This is a genomic window from Dyella sp. (assembly GCF_035685885.1).
Lineage (GTDB): Bacteria > Pseudomonadota > Gammaproteobacteria > Xanthomonadales > Rhodanobacteraceae > Dyella.
Genome location: NZ_DASRZX010000089.1, coordinates 25,541 through 43,641 on the forward strand (window position 1 = coordinate 25,541; position 18,101 = coordinate 43,641).

Here is an 18,101-nt window from a genome sequence, read left to right on the forward strand (position 1 = left end):
GGGAGGCCTGCCATGACATTTCCTACCACCGCCCGGGGCAGCCGGCTGCTGGCGATCAGTATCGCCTGCGCGCTGGCACTGCCACTCGGGGTGCACGCACAAAGCACGACGAAGAGCACGGGAAAGAGCAGCACGCACGAGCAACAGCTCGAGCAACGCGTGAACCAGCTGGAACAGGAACTGGCCGAGTTGAAGGCCATGATCCAGGAACAGAAGCAGGCCACCACGCAGGCGGCGCAGACGGCGCAGCAGGCGCAGGCTACGGCTACGCAGGCGGCGACCACCGCGCAGGCGACATCCACCAAGGTCGAAGCGGTGGTGCCCAATGGCAAGCCGGTGTTCTCCAGCGCGCCAGGCCTGAACGTGGCGCTGCATGGCTTCATCAGTGCCAGTGCGTTCGGACAGGACAAGACCTTCACCTACGGCAATGGCCAGAACGCGGAAATTCCCGCGGTGCCGGCCGCCGCCAACAAGGGTTCGCTCAGCGGCGTGGACGTGCGCAATACGCGCTTCTGGCTCGACTTCACCGGTGCCAAGTTCAATGAGAACTGGGGCGGCGGCGGACGCATCGAGATGGACTTCTTCGGTGGCTTCAACGGCACCGGCGCGTACGCACAGCAGCAACCCACGCCGCGCCTGCGCCAGGCGTACATGGATATCGCCAATGTCAATTCCGGTACCACCATCCGTATCGGCCAGCAGTGGAACCTGATGTTCCCGCTGGACAACACGCCCACCTCGCTCTCGCACATCGCTTTCCCGCTGGGCTTCGGCTCGGGCTTCGTGGGCTGGCGCTACCCGGGCGTGGTGTGGATGCAGGATCTCAACCACGGTTCCAACGGCGCCAAGTGGCGCCTGGACATCGCTGCGTTCTCGGGTAACTGGAACGGTCCGAACCCGTCCGGTGGCACCAACACGATCAACTACCTGACTGCGGGCAACGCCAACTTCCGTCCGCAGATCGAAGCGCGCCTGCGCGTGGCGGACAAGGACTGGCTCGCCTATTTCGTGGCCCACTATTCCTCGCTCAACCTCAGGGGCGTGAATGGTTCGTTCGCCACGCCCATCAAGGACAACATCGACAGCTACGGCTACGAGCTGGGCGGCCAGTGGAAGCCGGGTCCGTGGACGTTCAAGGGGCTGATCTACACGGGCAACGCGCTGGGACAGATCTTCGGTGCGATGTCGCAGTTCGGCGACATCAGCGAGGCTGGCGGTTTCGTGCAGGCGGGTTACAACTTCACGCCGAAGTGGAGCGTCAACGCGTTCTACTCGCAGGCCAATCCCAGCCAGACCGACGTGCGGCGCTGGGTAATCGGCAGCAGCGCCACCGCCAACGGCTTGCTGCGTGACCAGCAGTCCGCCCTGAGCCTGCAGTACGCCTCGGGCGCGTACGAACTTGGCGTGGAATGGATATACGACAAGCTGCGTTACCAGACCGGTGCTGAAGGCGAACGCCGAAACATCAACGGCAACCAGGTCAGCTTGAACGGTCTGTACAAGTTCTGATGTCTCACGGCGGCGGTGCGGAGGCATCGCCGCCTGATCGGCCGGGAACGGGCTTACGGATTTGCCCTTACCCGACAGCGGAGAGAGAGCGAGGGCGGCTTGGCCGCTCCGGTCCGTCGCACCCTGCGTTTTCCCATCCAACTCCCGACCGAACCGTTTACCGAGGGCTTTCATCATGGCTACGACCGCAGTCGACACACGCGGATCGCTCGACACCAACCATCGCCGCGTCATCCTGGCGTCCAGTCTTGGCACGGTATTCGAGTGGTATGACTTCTATCTTTACGGCTCGCTCGCCGCGCTGATCGGCAAGCACTTCTTCAGCGGCCTCAACGAGACGAGCCAGTTCATCTTCGCGCTGCTGGCGTTTGCCGCGGGCTTCGCGGTGCGTCCGTTTGGCGCCATCGTGTTTGGCCGTCTGGGCGACATGATCGGCCGCAAGTACACCTTCCTCATCACCATCGTGATCATGGGCCTGTCGACCTTCCTGGTCGGCGTGTTGCCTGGCTACACCAGCATCGGCGTGGCGGCGCCCACCATTCTCATCGCACTGCGCCTGTTGCAAGGCCTCGCGCTCGGTGGCGAGTACGGCGGTGCGGCCACCTATGTGGCCGAACACGCGCCGCAGGGCAAGCGTGGCCTGTACACCAGCTTCATCCAGATCACTGCGACGTTCGGCCTGTTCCTGTCGCTGCTGGTGATCCTCGGTACGCGCTTGGGGATGGGCACCGAGCCGTTCGAGGCCTGGGGCTGGCGCATTCCGTTCCTGATCTCCTCGCTGCTGCTGATCGTGTCGGTATACATCCGCATGCAACTGTCCGAGTCGCCGGTGTTCCAGCAGATGAAGGCCGAGGGCAAGCAGTCCAAGGCGCCGCTGACGGAAGCCTTCGGCCAGTGGAAGAACCTCAAGCTGGTGATCCTCGCGCTGCTCGGCGCCACCGCCGGTCAGGCCGTCGTGTGGTACACGGGCCAGTTTTATGCGCTGTACTTCCTCACGCAGAGCCTGAAGATAGACGGCACCACGGCGAACCTGCTGATTGCCGCAGCACTGGTCATCGGCACGCCGTTCTTCGTGTTCTTCGGCTGGCTGTCCGACCGCGTGGGCCGCAAGCCCATCGTGCTGGCGGGTTGCCTGCTGGCGGCGCTCACCTACTTCCCGATCTTCAAGGGCCTTACGCACTACGGCAATCCGGCCATCGAACAGGCCGCGGCCACGTCGCCGGTGAAGGTGGTGGCCGACCCGCAGGCGTGCAGCTTCCAGTTCGATCCGGTGGGCAAGACCAAGTTCACCAGTTCCTGCGACGTGGCCAAGAGTGCGCTGGCGAAGAAGGGCATTCCCTATCAGAACGTGGCCGCTGAACGCGGCGCGATTGCCGAAGTGAAGATCGGCGACACCACCATCAGCTCGTTCGAAGGCGGGACGATCGACAGCAAGGCTTTCGCCGACCAGGGCAAGGCATTCGGCACGCAGCTTGGCGCCGCGCTGAAGACCGCCGGCTATCCGGAAAAGGCCAATCCGGAACAGACCAACAACGTGATGCTGATCGTGCTGCTGGCCATCCTCGTCATCTACGTCACCATGGTCTACGGCCCCATCGCCGCGTGGCTGGTGGAGATGTTCCCCACGCGCATCCGCTATACCTCGATGAGCTTGCCGTATCACATCGGCAACGGCTGGTTCGGCGGCTTCGTGCCCACCATCGGCTTCATGCTGGTGGCGTGGAAGGGCGATATCTACTACGGCCTGTGGTATCCGATCATCGTGGCGATCGCCACGTTCTTCATCGGCCTGCTGTTCCTGCGCGAAACCAAGGACGTCGATATCCGCCACTGATCGCGCAGCGATGCATGACGAAGGGCGCGGCAGCACTGCCGCGCCCTTTCTGTTTCGCACGACCGCTGTGGGAGCGCACCCTGTGCGCGACAGCGGCATGTCGGCACGACTTTGGTCGATGAGGGTTGCGCGATCGTGCATGCCACGTCCGTGCGCGCTCCTACACGAAATCTCAATCACTCACGGCTCTAAGATACGCCCACCCCTGCGATCCACGGGAAGCGCATGACGACCCGAGAGCGTACGACCAGGCCAACGCCACGGTTGCGTCGCCGCTGGCGCAGCATGCTGGGATGGATCGCGTTGCTGCTGGATCACCTCAAGCCCGTGCGCGTCTCGCTGTTGATACTGGCGGTGGCGGCGGGTGTTGCCGTCGGCGTGGACCAGGCTGCCGAACTCTTTCTCATCGCGTTGTGGACCGATCCGAGCGCGCGGCGTTATCTCGCCCTGTTGGCCAGCAGCGCGCTGGCGGGTCTGGCGATCTGGTATGCCGCGCGTAACGCTTATCGCGTGCGCTATCCACGCTGGCCTGCGCTGCAGGACGAAAGCGGTGCCGCCTTGCGTGACTGGCTACCGCGTGTGCTTGGCGCCGCCGTGCCGCTGCTGGTATGCCTGGGTTATGTATTTGCGCTGCTGGCGCTTGCGCACGGTCCGTGTGGCGACACCGCGCCTTGCCAGCAGCGCAGCTGGCGCGCGGCAGGCCTGGCGATCGAGTCGTTGCTGCTCATCACCTTCTTCGTGACGCGCCGTCGCATGTGGATGGCGCTGTCGCGGCATGTGGCCTCGGTACGGCCGCCAAGCCGCAAGCCATCACTGGAAGAGCGCGTCTGGCGCGTGCGTGATCTAGGCGTCGTGCCGTGCAGCCTGTATGTCGCCGCGGTGCTTCTGAACGTACTGGCGACCGTGGTGATCGCGCTGCGTCCCGAGGCATTCGACGGCATCGGACCGCTGGCCATCCTGCTGATCGCCGCAGGGTTCCTGTGCTTCAGCGGCGGCCTGTTGTGCATGGTGGGTGACCGGCGCGGACTGCCGCTGCTTACGGCGATGCTCCTGCTGAGCGCGACACTGCACTGGCTGCACCTGAACGACAACCATCGTGTGCGCCAGTACCCCGACATGAGCACGCACGAGCACCCGCGGCCGCCACCGGCGGACACGCGTCCCAGCTTCGATGCCTACACGGATGCCTGGCTGGCGAGTCGCTGTGCGGGCTTCACGCGTTGTCCGGTGATCCTCGTGTCGGCCGAGGGCGGCGGCATCCGCGGCGCGGCATGGTCAGCGCTGGTACTTGCGCGACTCACCGCGCGCCTCGATGCGCTGCAGCCCGATCACTCGCCGCAGTTTGCACGCTACCTGTTCGCCGGCAGCGGCGTATCGGGCGGAAGCCTGGGCCTTGCGGCTTATGTCGCGTTGCTGGCACAACCGGCCGGCGCACCGACCGCAGCGTTGGAAGCGCGCACACAGGCCTTGCTGAGACACGACTTTCTCGCACCGACCTTGGCCAACACGTTCTTCGTCGACTTCACGCAGCGTTGGCTGCCGGGCGCGTGGATGAACGATCGCGCACGAGCGTTGACCCGTGCGTGGGAATCGGCGGCGCGCAAGCAAGGCGTGGACGCCTTCGCGCAGCCGTTCGCCGCGCTCTACGCATCGTCGGCGGCGACGCCGCCGGCCGTGCCTGCGCTGTTCCTCAACAGCACGACGGTGAATGAAGGCAAGCGTTTCATCCAGCATCCGTTCCAGCCGATGGCCACGCCGCAGCGGCAACCGTGGACGGCGGGTTTCGATGGTTCAAGCTGGCTCGACCCGCGCGTGCCCTTGAGCGAAGCGGTGCTCAACAGCGCGCGCTTCACCTACGTGAGCCCGGCCGGTACGCTGGAATCGCGCGCCGCGAATCCGCCGGTGCCGGCGCGACTGCAACTGGTGGATGGCGGCTACTTCGAGAACTCCGGCACCACCACGCTGCTGGAGGTGATGCGACTGTTGCGCGCGCATGCGCGGCAGCAGGGAAAGTCACTGCGCTTCATCGTCATCCACATCAGCAACGATCCGCAGATGAGCGACTTCATCGATCGGCACGACCGCGATCACCCGATGCCGCTGTATTCCGCCGCATGTCCGCCAGTGCCGGGCGTGGTGCGTGACACCGTGCGTGGCGAGGCGTCGGCGCCACTTGCTGCCTTGCTTGATACACGCAGCGCGCGCGGGGAGTACGCGCGCGTGCAGCTGCTCAATGCATTGAAGCCCGACGACAACGATCCGGCGCAAGGCGACATGCTGTGGCACTTCCGTCTTTGCCCGGGTGACTACCCCATTCCGCTAGGGTGGACCATTTCGGCACCGGTATTCACCGAAATGGGCCGGCAGCTCGAACAGGGCTACCCACTGGACGCGATGACCGAAGCGCTGCGCGCCCAGCTGACGCCCGCCGAACCGGATGTGTCGCGTTGACTGAGATCTGCCGGGTGCACACTCGCCGGCATGACCGACACGTTCATCCCGCCGCAGGCCCTGAAGGGTCGGGGCGCCGCTTCCAATCCGGAAGGGCGCTTCGAGTCGATCCGACATCATGCCGAGGACGACGGTTGGCAAAGCCTGCTGCTGGACGACGCCGCGCCGCGCCCACGCACGGAAGTAACCGAAGAACGCGCGCGCAGCGTCATCACGCGCAACGATTCGCCGGACATCCACTTCAACCAGGCGCTCAATCCCTACCGCGGCTGCGAGCATGGCTGCATCTATTGCTTCGCACGGCCCTCGCACAGCTATCTCAACCTGTCGCCCGGCCTGGACTTCGAAACCAAGCTGCGCGCGAAGAGCAACCTCGCCGAAGTACTGCGGCATGAGCTGGCGCGTCCTGGCTACCAGGTGAGTCCGATCAACATCGGCAGCAACACCGATCCTTACCAGCCGATCGAGCGTCGCTGGAAACTTGCGCGCGCCGCGCTGGAAGTGTTGGCCGAATGTCGGCATCCGTGCACCATCGTCACCAAGAACGCGATGGTGGAACGCGACCTGGACATACTCGCGCCGATGGCACGCGACAACCTGGTGCAGGTGTTCGTCTCGATCGGTTCGCTCGACAACCAGCTGGCGGCGAAACTGGAGCCGCGCGCCAGCGCGCCGCACCGGCGCATCAAAACGATCCGCGCACTGGCCGACGCGGGCGTGCCCGTCGGCGTGCTGGTGGCGCCGATCATTCCCGCGCTCAATGATCGCGATCTCGAAGCCGTGTTGGAGCAGGCCGCCGATGCCGGCGCACGCTGCGCTGGTTACACCACGCTGCGCCTGCCTTACGAACTGAAGGCCTTGTTCCGCGAGTGGCTGGCGCTGCATGTACCGCAGCGCGCGGCGCACGTGATGAGTCTGGTACAGCAGATGCACGGCGGCCGCGACTACGACAGCGACTTCACCATGCGGATGCGCGGTCAGGGCGTCTTTGCCGAACTCATCCGGCGCCGCTTCGACGTGGCCTGCCGCAAGCACCACTTCGGCCGCGCCCGCGAGCTGTCGCTGGACACCAGCAAGTTCGTGCCGCCGCGCAAGCCGTCGCCGCAGGGTCAGCTGTTCTGAACCCTTAGCGTGCCGCTAAAGCATTGGCGTGTGGCCTTTACACATGAGTCCATTGCGCGAAATGAGCCAGGCCCAGCCCGTGGCCGGCTTCTATGGCAAGCCTGCGGGCAAGCAGCCCCTGCAGTTGCTTGCCGCCACTGGGGCGGCGTGAAGGCGCTTACGGATGCCAGTACGGCCCATGACGCCGCGGCCGAGCAGAAAGCCATGAGCGACCTCAACACCAACGTCACGGCCATCGCCAAGTTCTTCTGCCGCTTCCGCGTAGGCGCGCTGCTGCAGGACGAAGCGCTGACCGGCCGCAAGAAAAAGCCGCCGATGTTTCCACCGGCGGCCTGGTTCTTTTACGGCGGGAAGCGGTTCAGCCCTTCGCCGGCAGGTACTTGTCGAACCACATCAGCGCGCGCTGCAGCACATCGCGCTGGTGGTCCGGATCGACGAAATGGTGGCCTTCGTTCGGATACACCACCAGCGAAGTCGGCACGCCCTGCGCGCGCAGCGCATGCCAGAACTCGAACGACTGCGGCGCCGGGCATTCCGCGTCGCGATCGCCAACCACGACGAGCGTGGGCGTCTTCACCTGCTTGATGAAGTTGATCGCCGAGCTCTTGGCGTACACCGACGGATCGTCGTACACGGAAGCGCCGAAGAACGGCAGCATCCATTGGTCGATCAGGTTCTGGCCGTAATAGCTCTGCCAGTTGCTGATGCCGGCGCCCGCTACCACGGCGCGGAAGCGCTGCGTCTGCGTGGGCACGAACATGCTCATGAAGCCGCCGTAGCTCCAGCCAGTGAGGCCGAGGCGATGGTCGTCCACCGGCAGTGTCTTCTCGATGGCGTCGATGCCGGCGAGGATGTCGCGCAGGTCGCCGTAGCCGAAATCCTTGCGGTTGGCCTGCACATAGGCTTCGCCCTGGCCGAAGCTGCCGCGCGGGTTGGGCATGAACACGAAATAGCCCAGCGCAGAGAACGGCACGCCGCCGAAGCCCACGCCCGGCCAGCGCGGAATCACCGCCGCCGACGGACCGCCGTGCACGGTGACGATCATCGGATACGACTTCTTCGGATCGTAGTTGGCCGGATACAGCAGCCAGCCCTGCACGTGGTGGCCTTCGTTGTCCCACTCCACCGACTCGGTCTTGCCCCAGCCAGGCTTGAGGCCAGTGTTGAGGTGCGTGACGGCGGGCGGCGGCGTCTTGCCGAGTTCGCCAGCATGCACTTCGGGCGCGGTGTCGAACGAGCTCTGGATGAAGGCGACTCGGGTCTGGTTCGCCGACAGCGACACGGCCATCGAGGCCGTGCCGTCATGCAGGCTCGCCGGCAGCGTGAACAGCGTGGCGGACGGCGCGGCCTTGTTGCCGGTAACGGCATACTCGGCCATCTCGCTCTGGCCGTTGCTCACCTGCGACACCAGCATGTTGGCGTTGGCGGTCCAGGTGAACCATACCGGCGTCACCGTGGTGTCGGGCGTCAGGTTGACCGGGTCGCCACCGCGGCTGGACACCGCGTAGATGTCGCCGCCGGTGGAGCCCTGGTCGCTCATCAGGCCGCCGATGAAGGCGATGCGCTGGCCATCCGGCGAGAAACGCGGCAGCGCCATCTGCAGGCCGTGCAGCGAACCCTTCACCGTGGTCGGGTCGAGCACCATGGTCGCCTTGGCCTCGGCCCTGGCGTCCTGCACGTAGAGCTTGGCTACCCACCAGTTGTTGTCGCCCGGCGGCGGCGCGCCCACGTAAGCGATGCGCTTGCCATCCGGCGACCAGCTGAACTCGTACGCATACGTGTTGGCGTCGGTGAGCAGGTGCACGGCGCCACCGCCGGCATCGACGCTCGCCACGCGCTGCACTTCCACGCCGTCCACGCCGATTTCGCCCGCGGCCGGTTTGGCCGCATAGACGGCGCTGGCGCGGCGGGTGCCGTTGGGCACGTAGAGGAAACCCAGCGACTTGCCGTCCGGCGACCAGTTCAGGCCATCGGACATGCCCGGCAGCTCGGCGAGCCGCCGGGGCGCCGCCTTGGCCGAGGTGTCCACCACGAACAGGTCCTTCTGCTTGCCGCCGCTCGCACAGTTGGAAACGAAGGCGAGGTGGCGCGAATCCGGCGACCAGGCGATTTCGCCGGAGCTGCACGTGCCCGGTTTGTCGTCGCTGACGCGATGCACGTCGCTGCCGTCAACCTTCGCCACCTCGATGCCATCCTTGCCTTCGGTGCGGATCACCCAGGCGAGCTGCGTGCCGTCGGGCGAGATCTGCACCGAATCGATCTGGCGCACCTTGCCGAGGTCGGCGAGCAACTGCTCGATGCGTGGATCGACCGCTGCGGGCGCGGCAAAGGCGGCGGGCGCCAGCGCGGCAATGAGCACTGGCAGGAGAAGACGAGCGGGCTGGGGCATGGACGTGCCTGTTGCGGTGGAAAGCGTAAACGCTAACAGGTCGTTTCCATCGCGTGTAGGCAGCCGTCCATAAGTCATGCCACGGCCGGGGCGCGCTCAAGATTTTGCGCCGTCGTAGCGTGCGCTCCAGCGCATGTGCAATCAGTGCGCGGCGATCGCCTGTTGCTGCCGCGCGGCCTGGATCTGCGCGATCTTGGCCTTGATCGCCGGCATCGCCGCCAGCGCGGAGCGCTCGCCTTCCATGATGGCCTGGTTCTTCTGCTCGAAATCGGCGGGGCCGATCTGGTTCACCTTGGGGCGTATCACGATGTCGGCGCGTGCCAGCTCCTGCTCGCCAAGCTTCTGGCCCATGATGCTGATCGACTGGCCGACGATGTTGATCATGCCCTGCGGGTTGCTGCCATTGGCCTTGCTGGAAATATCCACCGCGATCACCACGTCGGCGCCGAGCTGGCGCGCGGCATCGACCGGCACCGGGCTCACCACGCCACCGTCGACGAAATGCTTGCCGTTGATCTCCACCGGCTCGAACACGCCGGGGACGCTGCTGGACGCTCGCACCGCCTGGCCGGTATTGCCGCGCACGAACACCGTGCGCTGGCCCGTTTCCAACTGGGTGGACACCACCGCGAAGGGCTTGTCGAGCTTGTCCAGCGGGCGGTTCTTCACCAGCTGGTTCACGTAGTCCTGCAGCTTCTGGCCCTGCACCATGCCGCCGGAGAACAGGCGCACGTCGCGAATGCTGCTCTCATCCAGCGAGAAGGCGGTTTCCTGCATCTGGAATGCGTCCATGCCGCTGGCATACAGCGCGCCCACCACGCTGCCCGCGCTGGTGCCCGACACCACATCCGGACGGATGCCGTTGGCCTCCAGCATCTTGATCACGCCGATGTGCGCGAAGCCCTTGGCCGCGCCACCGCCAAGCGCCAGGCCAATGCGCAGCTTCACCACCGGTGGCGGCGCGATGGGCGCGGGCGGCGGCGTGGGCTTGGTGCCGCCGAAGCAGGCGCACAGCACCAGGCTGGCGAACAGGGGAAACAGCAGGCGATAGCGGCGTGTCGCGGACATGGCTTGTGGCGCGTTGGGTTGGGGTGTCACCGCCTTGTACGAGGCGGTGACTGGCGCGCGAGTGTAAGGCCGCCGAAGGGCGGTGTGCTGTCGGTGCGGGGCGCTTGTTGGGCGTCGCTCAGCATTCTTGCCGTCATCCCTGCCTTCGCAGGGATGACAGTGAGGGCGCGGCTATGGAAAGGCCAGCTCCCCCGTCCCGGTCACGCTGCCGCGTCCGCCTCCACGTGGTAATGCGTGGCCACTTCCACTTCCTTCTTCGAACCGAGGAAGACCGGCACGCGCTGGTGCAGCCCGGTGGGCTGCAGTTCCATGATGCGCTCGCGGCCGGTGGTGGCGGCGCCCCCAGCCTGCTCGATGATGAAGGCCATCGGATTGGCTTCGTACATCAGGCGCAGTTTGCCGCCCTTGGACTTGATCTTGGCGTCCAGCGGATAGAAGAACACGCCGCCGCGCGTGATGATGCGATGCACGTCGGCCACCATCGAGGCCACCCAGCGCATGTTGAAGTCCTTGCCGCGCGGGCCGTCGCGACCGGCCAGCAGCTCGCCGATGTAGCGTTGCATCGGCGCTTCCCAGTGGCGCTGGTTGGACATGTTGATGGCGAACTCGGCGGTCTCGTCCGGAATGCGGATGTCGCGGCGGCTGAGCACGAAGCTGCCCACTTCGCGGTCCAGCGTGAATTCGTGCGTCCCGTGGCCGAAGGTCAACACCATCACCGTGGCCGGGCCATACACCACGTAGCCGGCGGCCAGTTGGGTGGTGCCGGCCTGCAGGAAATGCTCGGCCTTGGGCTCGGTAACGCCATCGGGGCAGCGCAGGATCGAGAAGATCGTGCCGACCGAGATATTCACGTCGATGTTGGAGCTGCCATCGAGCGGATCGAACAGCAGCAGGTGATGGCCCTTGGGATACATGTCGGGGATCGGCTGCGGATCTTCCATCTCCTCCGACGCGCAGGCGGCGAGCTGACCGCCCCAGGCGTTGGCTTCCAGCAGGATCTCGTTGGAGATCACGTCCAGCTTCTTCTGCGCCTCGCCCTGGATATTGCCGGTGCCCGCCTCGCCCAGCACGCCGCCGAGGGCGCCCTTGTTGGTGGCCACCGCAATGCGCTTGCAGGCGCGGGCGACCACCTCGATCAGCAGGGAAAGCTCGGCGTTGACGCGGCCGGCGCGGCGTTCCTCGATCAGGAACTGGATCAGCGAGATGGACTTCATGGCGAACCCGCAAGGGAAGGGACACCTATTGTCCCGGCTGCCCCTGCTCCTTGTCAGCTCAATATGTGACCAGTGGGCTCATCTATGTGTCGTGAAAACCTTTTCCGGCGAACCAGTGGCGCAACCTTAGGCTCTTCTGTAGGAGTGCACCCAGTGCGCGACCGAGCGTCATGGAGTACCTCAGCAGCCGGCTGTCGCAGGAACCCAGCGGTTCGCCGCCGTGCCGTCCGATCGCGCATTGGGTGCGCTCCTACAGTTGATCGCGCGCGGTGCCTGCTGACAACACGCTGGCAGCAGGGGGTCCCCACACTGCGTCCTGTCAGAAGGAGGGATTCTCATGCGCGACACGGTGTATTTCCTGGCGTTCGATGGTTTCGCGGACTGGCATGCGGCGCATGCGCTCTGCGAGATCCGGCGGCCGGGCGAATGGCAGTTGAGGACAGTAGGTTTTTCCATGCAGCCGGCGCTTTCCATGGGCGGGTTGCGCGTGGTGCCCGAATTGACCCTGGAGGAGCTGGACCTGCAGCGCGCGGCGCTGCTGATCGTGCCCGGCGGCTATCTGTGGGAACACGGCCACGGCGACGAAGCGGTGGATGCCGCACGCCGCGTCCATGCCGCCGGCGCACCGGTCGCTGCCATCGATAGTGGCGTGCTGGTGCTGGCCCGGGCCGGACTGCTGGATGCCTGCCGTCATACCGGCAGCTGGCCCGGCCACATCGGCACCCATGTGCGCGCGTATGCGGGTGCCGATCAGTACGACCCCAACGTGCTCGCGGTCAGCGACGGCGGCGTGATCACCGCCAGCCAGCTCGGTTGCGTGGAATTCGCCCGCGAAGTGATCCACACGCTCGATCTGTACAGCCCCAGCGACCGCGAGCACTGGTATCGCCTGTTCAAGCACGCCCTGCCGCCGCCGTGGTGCGCCAGCGACGCCGCCACCGCCGTGGCGGCCTGACGAAAGGAGCCTGTCATGCCGTTCCCGATCGGAAAGATTTTGATGGCCTACCGGCCGCTCTACCTGCGTGGCCTGCTGATGGATGGCCAGTACAAGTTGCCTGCCAGCAACCCGGCAACGACGGGCAAGCGGGCGGACACGCCGGCGCCGGAAGCGAAGTCCGAGCGCCTGCCCACGGTGATCGCGTGCAAGCCGCTGCGCGGAGCCACGCCATGAGCCGCGTTTATCACGGCAGCTGCCATTGCGGGGCGGTGCGCTTCGAAGCCGAGCTGGACCTCGCCTCCGGCACCGGCCGCTGCAACTGTTCCATCTGCCGCAAGCTGCGCTTCTGGGGCGCCATGGCCAAGCCGGACACGTTCCGCCTGATCAGTGGCGAAGACGCGCTGGCGGACTACCAGTTCAACACCCAGAGCACGCACAACCTGTTCTGCCGGCACTGCGGCGTGCACTCGTTCCATCGCGGCTATGTGGAGCAGATCGGCGGGGCATTCCTGTCGGCGAATCTTGCCTGCCTGGATGACGCCAGCGACGAGGAATGGGCCGCCGCGCCCGTGCGCTATTCCGATGGCCGCGACAACAACTGGTGGAACGCTCCCGCCATCACCAGCTATCTCTGAATGGAGACCCACGCCATGGCCACCTCACGCGTCACCTTCTACCACGCGCCCAACAGCCGCTCCGCCGGCACGCGTGCGTTGCTTGAGGAACTGGGCGTCGAATACGACCTGCAGGTGCTCAACCTCCGACACAACGAACAGCGTCAGCCCGGCTATAGGGACGTCAATCCGATGGGCAAGGTACCCGCCATCTGGCACCACGATGCGCTCATCACCGAGCAGCCCGCCGTGTACCTGTACCTGGCGGATCTCTATCCGGAAAAGGGGCTGGCGCCTGCCATCGGCGATCCGTTGCGTGGCCCGTACCTGCGCTGGATGGTGTTCTACGGTTCCTGCTTCGAGCCTGCACTGGTCGATCGCTCGATGAAGCGCGACCCGGCCCAACCTTCGACGTGCCCGTACGGCGACTGGGACACCATGTTCAACACGCTGGTGGCGCAGCTGGAGCGCGGGCCCTACATGCTGGGCGAGCGTTTCAGCGCGCTCGACGTCCTGTGGGGCACGGCATTGCGTTGGACCACCCTGTTCAAGCTGGTGCCGGAACTGCCGGTGATCACGGCCTATATCGAGCGCATTGCCTCGCGCCCGGCCATGCAACGTGCCGCAGAACTCGATGCCGAACTGGCGGCTGCTCAGGCGGCGTGAGCCATCGTCTGCCGCCTTCGGGTTTCGCGCCTGTTACCCCGGCGAAAGCCGGGGTCCAGTGCCTTTTCATGGGACGAACCGGCCTCGTCTCACTTGATCTATGCCTTCGCGGCGGCGAACCAGGCGCGCGGCACGACGTCGTTGGCGTAAGCACGCCGAACCGTGACTCCCGGCGCTGGCTCCTGGCGCCGGGCTCGGCGATCATCTGCCGATGCGTCGCGCCGACCGGCTCTTCCTCATCATCCATGCCTTGCGCGGCCGTCGCACCGCGCTGCAGGCGCGCCAGCTTGCGGGCACGCTCGGCGTCTCGCTGCGCACGGTTTATCGCGACGTCGCCGATCTGCAGCTTTCCGGCGTTCCCATCGAAGGCGAAGCCGGCGTGGGCTATCTGCTGCGCAAGGGTTCGGACATCCCGCCGCTGATGTTCACCGCCGACGAACTCGAATCGCTGGTGGTCGGCACGCGCTTCGTACGCGCCTTCGCCGGGCAAAAGCTGGCCGAAAGCGCACAGGCGGCCTTGCTGAAGATCGAAGCCGTGCTGCCGCCCGAACTGCGCGATCGCGCCACGCGTACGCGCATCTATGCGCCGATCTGGCGCGACCAGACCAAGACCGACTTCGCCGCGTTGATCGACCGCCTCAATGCGGCCATCACCGACAACCAGGTGCTGCGGCTGGAATACGCCGACGAAACGGGACGCGAGAGCGCGCGCGAGGTGGAACCGCTGTGCCTGGCGTTCTGGGGCGGTGCGTGGACGCTGGGCACCTGGTGCCGGTTACGCGTGGGTTTCCGCAATTTCCGCCCTGACCGCATCCGCCACTGCACCATTACCGGCGAACGTTTCGGTAGCGAGCAGGGTCGCGATCTCGACGCCTATCTGCAGGCCATGCGCGGCTATTACGAAGGCATGGAAAGCTGAGCGTTTTCCGTGGCCGCACCGGTCATGGCAGGATGGAAGCAGGTGCCAGGCGGCTTTGCCTCCCGACGCGACCCAGCTTTCGCCACAGGCGCGGGGGCAGGGAACCGCCGAGGATGTCGGGTTGGCACTCGTGCCCGCATCATCTCGGCCAAGGGAAATCCGCTGTGACCCATACCTTCCGCATGACCTGGCTGGCGACAGCCGCCCTCGCCCTCGCTGCGCCCGCCTGGGCTACACAGGACGCCGCCGCCCGCTTCAAGCAGATCTACGACCAGGAATGGTCCTGGCGCAACGACCAGTCCGGCATCGCCTCCTCCGGCGAGGCGCAGCCCAACAGCGGCCGACTGGACAACGTCGACGCCGCCAGCCAGCAGAAGCGGCAGGATTACTGGCAGAAGGTGCTGAAGGATCTCGACGGCGTCGAAGTGAAGCAGCTGTCGGCCGAAGACCAGGTCAACTACGCGATCTACCGCGCACAGATCCAGAACCTGCTCGCCGTGCAGACGTTCAAGCAGTGGCAGATGCCGTTCAACAGCGACTCGGCGTTCTGGAGCGATCTGGGCTACGTGCTCGAAGGTGACAACCTGCATACCGCGCAGGACTATCGCCGTTACCTCGACCGACTTGGCCAGGTGCCGTCGTACTTCAACCAGCAGATCGACAATATGCGCGATGGCCTCGCGCGTGGTTTCAGCGTGCCGCGCGAAGTGCTCAACGGACGCGACGTGTCGATCGCCTCGGTGGCGGAACTGAAAGATCCCACCAAGAGCAGCTTCTACAAGCCATTCGAGAAGATGCCGACCTCGATCGCGCCGGCCGAAGCGGCGAAGCTGCAGGACGAGGCAAAGCAGGTGATCCGCAGCAAGGTGATTCCGGCCTACGGTACCCTGCTCACGTTCTTCCGCAACGAATACATGCCCAAGGCACGTACCACGCTGGCGGCCGAAGCGATGCCGGACGGCAAGGCGTGGTATCGCCAGCAGATCATCGAATACACCACGCTCGATCTCGATCCCGACACCATCCACAAGGTGGGCGAGGACCAGGTGGCGAAGATCCACGCCGAGATGGTCAAGACCATGCAGGAGACGGGCTTCAAGGGAAGCTTCGCCGATTTCCTGCATTTCCTGCGCACCGATCCGCAGTTCTACGCCAAGACGCCTGATGAACTGCTGATGCGCACCGCCTGGGTGGCCAAACAGGTGGACGCGCAACTGGGCAAGGAATTCGGCCGCCTGCCGCGCCAGCGCTTCGCCATCGTGCCGGTGCCGGCCGACATTGCGCCGTACTACACCTCGGGCCGCGGCGGCGCGTCGAGTTACCTGGTCAACACGTACGACCTGCCGTCGCGCCCGCTCTACAACATGCCCGCGCTGACCCTGCACGAATCGGCACCCGGCCACTCGCTGCAGCTGGCGCTGGCGGCAGAGCAGAAGGGCCAGCCGGCGTTCCGCCGCGAGGGCTACATCTCCGCGTTCGGTGAAGGCTGGGGCCTGTATTCCGAATACCTCGGCAACGAGATGGGCATCTACAAGACGCCCTACGACCGCTTCGGTTATCTCACCTACCAGATGTGGCGTGCGTGTCGTCTCGTCGTCGACACCGGCATCCATCACCTCGGTTGGACGCGCCAGCAGGCGATCGATTTCATGACGCAGAACACCGCGTTGTCCGACCGCGAAATCGCCAACGAAGTCGACCGCTACATCAGCTGGCCAGGCCAGGCACTGTCCTATGAGCTGGGCTACCTGAAAATGCTGGAGCTGCGCCAGAAGGCAGAACAGGCCTTGGGAACCAAGTTCGATATCCGCCACTTCCACGACACCATCCTGCAGCTGGGTTCCGTGCCGCTGCCGGTGCTGGAAAAGCGCATCGACCGCTTCATCGCCGATGGCGGCCCGGCGCCGGATTTCGGGTGTGATTGCGCCAGGCAGAAAGCGCCGTAACCCGTCGCATTTTTCCTCTCTCCTCCAGGGCGAGTGGCCCTGGGGAACCACGAGAGGGCGCTCGCTGCATTCCGCATGCCATGGCGCACCGGACACGCGCGGTGAAACGCAGATGCCCGCGCCCTGCACGACTCACCAAGCTTCATCACCATCACCGCGCACCGTTTCAGGGGGAAACGACGTCATGAGTGACATGCAAGGCGTACTGGGCAAGGACTGGCAGCGGGACATTCGCTATCCGCTGGTTTATCGGGTCACCACCGGCCAGAAGGTGGCTTGCGGATTCCTGGGCGTGCTGTTCGGCGCCATGGGCATCGGCCTGCTCTACCTGCTGCAGACGGGCCACTCCGATGGACTCGCCACCGCGTTCCTGGCCTTCATGGCGATGTGCCTGCTGGCCATCCCGGTTTATGCCTTCGCTTACGCGAGCAACGCCAGCGTGACGCTGGAGGCGAACGCCATCGAGATCCGCAAGGCTTTCGGCTCGCGACGCCTGGAACGGGCAGGCATCGAGGGCCGCCGGCTGATGCGCGGACGAAATGCGGTCTATCCGCTGATCGTGCCGAAGCAGGGTGCGCCCATGCAGATTGCCCGCTCGACGTTTGGCCTCGATGACCGTTTCAATGCGTGGTTCGACGACTTGCCCGACCTGGATGAAAAGGAACGCGTGGCGACGCTCGCGATGGTCGAGCGGGACGTCACCTTGGGCAGCAACGCGCAGGAGCGACTGGCGACGCTGGAAAAAGCCAAGAAGATGGGCAAGGTACTCAACCTGCTGCCGATGATCCTGCTGGCCTGGAGCTTCATGTATCCGCAGCCCTATGCCGCCGTGGTCGCGTGTGCCGCGGTGCTGCCGTGGGTGGCGATCGTGCTTTCGTGGGCCAAGCCGAACCTGTACCAGCTTGATGGCAAGCAAAGCGATGTGCGTCCGAACGTCGCTGTGTTGTTGATCATGCCGCCGATGGTGTTGGCGTTGCGCGCGCTATTGGACGTCCATATCGTCGATCTCCAGCCGCTGTTCCTGTGGGGCGCCGTACTGGGATTGCCATTGTGCCTGGCCGTCGTCCTGACGCCCAAGACGTCCACGCCCGCATCCAAGAAGCCTTGGGTACTTCCCCTTGTCATGCTGCCCTTCGTGGCCGCCTACGGCGTCGGGCTGCTTGCCATCGTCGACACGATGTGGGACGAGGCCCCCGCGCAGGTCTTCCAGACGTCCATCTCCGGCAAGCATGTCAGCCACGGCAAGAGCACCACCTACGAGGTGTACCTGGCGCCATGGAACGACACCATCCACGAAGACAGCATCACGGTATCGCGCAGCTATTTCGATGCGGTGAACAAGGGCGACGCCGTTTGCGTGCGCCTGCATCCTGGCAAGTTCGGACTACGCTGGATGCAACTGGGTAGCTGCCGCGCCTGAGTCCCGTGCGTT

14 protein-coding genes are annotated in these 18,101 nt (G+C 65.3%); 11 read left to right on the forward strand and 3 right to left on the reverse strand.

All coding sequences use genetic code 11. The features are described 5' to 3' along the window. Window positions 1–12: 12 nt before the first annotated feature. The 4 genes from VFG49_RS11060 (at window position 13) to VFG49_RS11075 (ending at window position 6,916) form a co-directional block, all read left to right on the forward strand. The gene (locus VFG49_RS11060) at window positions 13–1,509 is read left to right on the forward strand and encodes an alanine-zipper protein (RefSeq protein ID WP_324860407.1); all 1,497 of its coding nucleotides are present in this window, start codon (window positions 13–15) and stop codon (window positions 1,507–1,509) included. A 175-nt stretch (window positions 1,510–1,684) separates the two neighbouring features. Further along, window positions 1,685–3,343 (forward strand): MFS transporter, encoded by a 1,659-nt coding sequence (locus VFG49_RS11065; protein ID WP_324860409.1) that lies wholly within the window; start codon window positions 1,685–1,687, stop codon window positions 3,341–3,343. Window positions 3,344–3,568: 225 nt separating this feature from the next. After that, on the forward strand, window positions 3,569–5,794 hold the full coding sequence (locus tag VFG49_RS11070) for a hypothetical protein (protein WP_324860410.1): 2,226 nt from the start codon (window positions 3,569–3,571) through the stop codon (window positions 5,792–5,794). A 30-nt stretch (window positions 5,795–5,824) separates the two neighbouring features. Continuing rightward, window positions 5,825–6,916, forward strand: coding sequence for a PA0069 family radical SAM protein (locus tag VFG49_RS11075; RefSeq protein ID WP_324860412.1), 1,092 nt, complete (start codon window positions 5,825–5,827; stop codon window positions 6,914–6,916). Between the two features lie 358 nt (window positions 6,917–7,274). On the opposite strand, the gene VFG49_RS11080 is transcribed toward VFG49_RS11075, so the two are convergent. From VFG49_RS11080 to VFG49_RS11090, 3 genes are all read right to left on the reverse strand, one after another. Continuing rightward, the gene (locus VFG49_RS11080) at window positions 7,275–9,305 is read right to left on the reverse strand and encodes a S9 family peptidase (RefSeq protein WP_324860414.1); all 2,031 of its coding nucleotides are present in this window, start codon (window positions 9,303–9,305) and stop codon (window positions 7,275–7,277) included. Window positions 9,306–9,446: 141 nt separating this feature from the next. Continuing rightward, entirely contained in the window at window positions 9,447–10,373 is a 927-nt protein-coding gene (locus VFG49_RS11085) for a patatin-like phospholipase family protein (RefSeq protein ID WP_324860416.1), read from the reverse strand. 200 nt (window positions 10,374–10,573) lie between these two features. After that, window positions 10,574–11,587, reverse strand: a complete 1,014-nt coding sequence (locus tag VFG49_RS11090) for a class 1 fructose-bisphosphatase (RefSeq protein WP_324860418.1) — start codon at window positions 11,585–11,587, stop codon at window positions 10,574–10,576. A 337-nt stretch (window positions 11,588–11,924) separates the two neighbouring features. On the opposite strand from VFG49_RS11090, the gene VFG49_RS11095 reads away from it, so the two are divergent. From VFG49_RS11095 to VFG49_RS11125, 7 genes are all read left to right on the forward strand, one after another. Then, the gene (locus tag VFG49_RS11095; protein ID WP_324860420.1) at window positions 11,925–12,542 is read left to right on the forward strand and encodes a DJ-1/PfpI family protein; all 618 of its coding nucleotides are present in this window, start codon (window positions 11,925–11,927) and stop codon (window positions 12,540–12,542) included. Window positions 12,543–12,557: 15 nt separating this feature from the next. After that, window positions 12,558–12,758 (forward strand): hypothetical protein, encoded by a 201-nt coding sequence (locus VFG49_RS11100; protein WP_324860422.1) that lies wholly within the window; start codon window positions 12,558–12,560, stop codon window positions 12,756–12,758. After that, entirely contained in the window at window positions 12,755–13,159 is a 405-nt protein-coding gene (locus VFG49_RS11105) for a GFA family protein (RefSeq protein WP_324860424.1), read from the forward strand. The genes VFG49_RS11100 and VFG49_RS11105 overlap by 4 nt, the downstream gene beginning before the upstream one ends. Window positions 13,160–13,174: 15 nt before the next feature. Next, window positions 13,175–13,804 carry a glutathione S-transferase family protein gene (locus VFG49_RS11110; RefSeq protein ID WP_324860426.1) on the forward strand — a complete coding sequence of 210 codons (630 nt, stop codon included), beginning with the start codon at window positions 13,175–13,177 and terminating at the stop codon, window positions 13,802–13,804. Window positions 13,805–14,015: 211 nt separating this feature from the next. Then, window positions 14,016–14,723 carry a YafY family protein gene (locus VFG49_RS11115; protein WP_324860428.1) on the forward strand — a complete coding sequence of 236 codons (708 nt, stop codon included), beginning with the start codon at window positions 14,016–14,018 and terminating at the stop codon, window positions 14,721–14,723. Window positions 14,724–14,905: 182 nt separating this feature from the next. Next, entirely contained in the window at window positions 14,906–16,669 is a 1,764-nt protein-coding gene (locus tag VFG49_RS11120) for a DUF885 domain-containing protein (RefSeq protein ID WP_324860500.1), read from the forward strand. Window positions 16,670–16,853: 184 nt separating this feature from the next. After that, complete coding sequence (locus tag VFG49_RS11125; protein ID WP_324860430.1) at window positions 16,854–18,089, forward strand: hypothetical protein; 1,236 nt, start codon at window positions 16,854–16,856, stop codon at window positions 18,087–18,089. The last annotated feature ends 12 nt before the right edge of the window (window positions 18,090–18,101 follow it).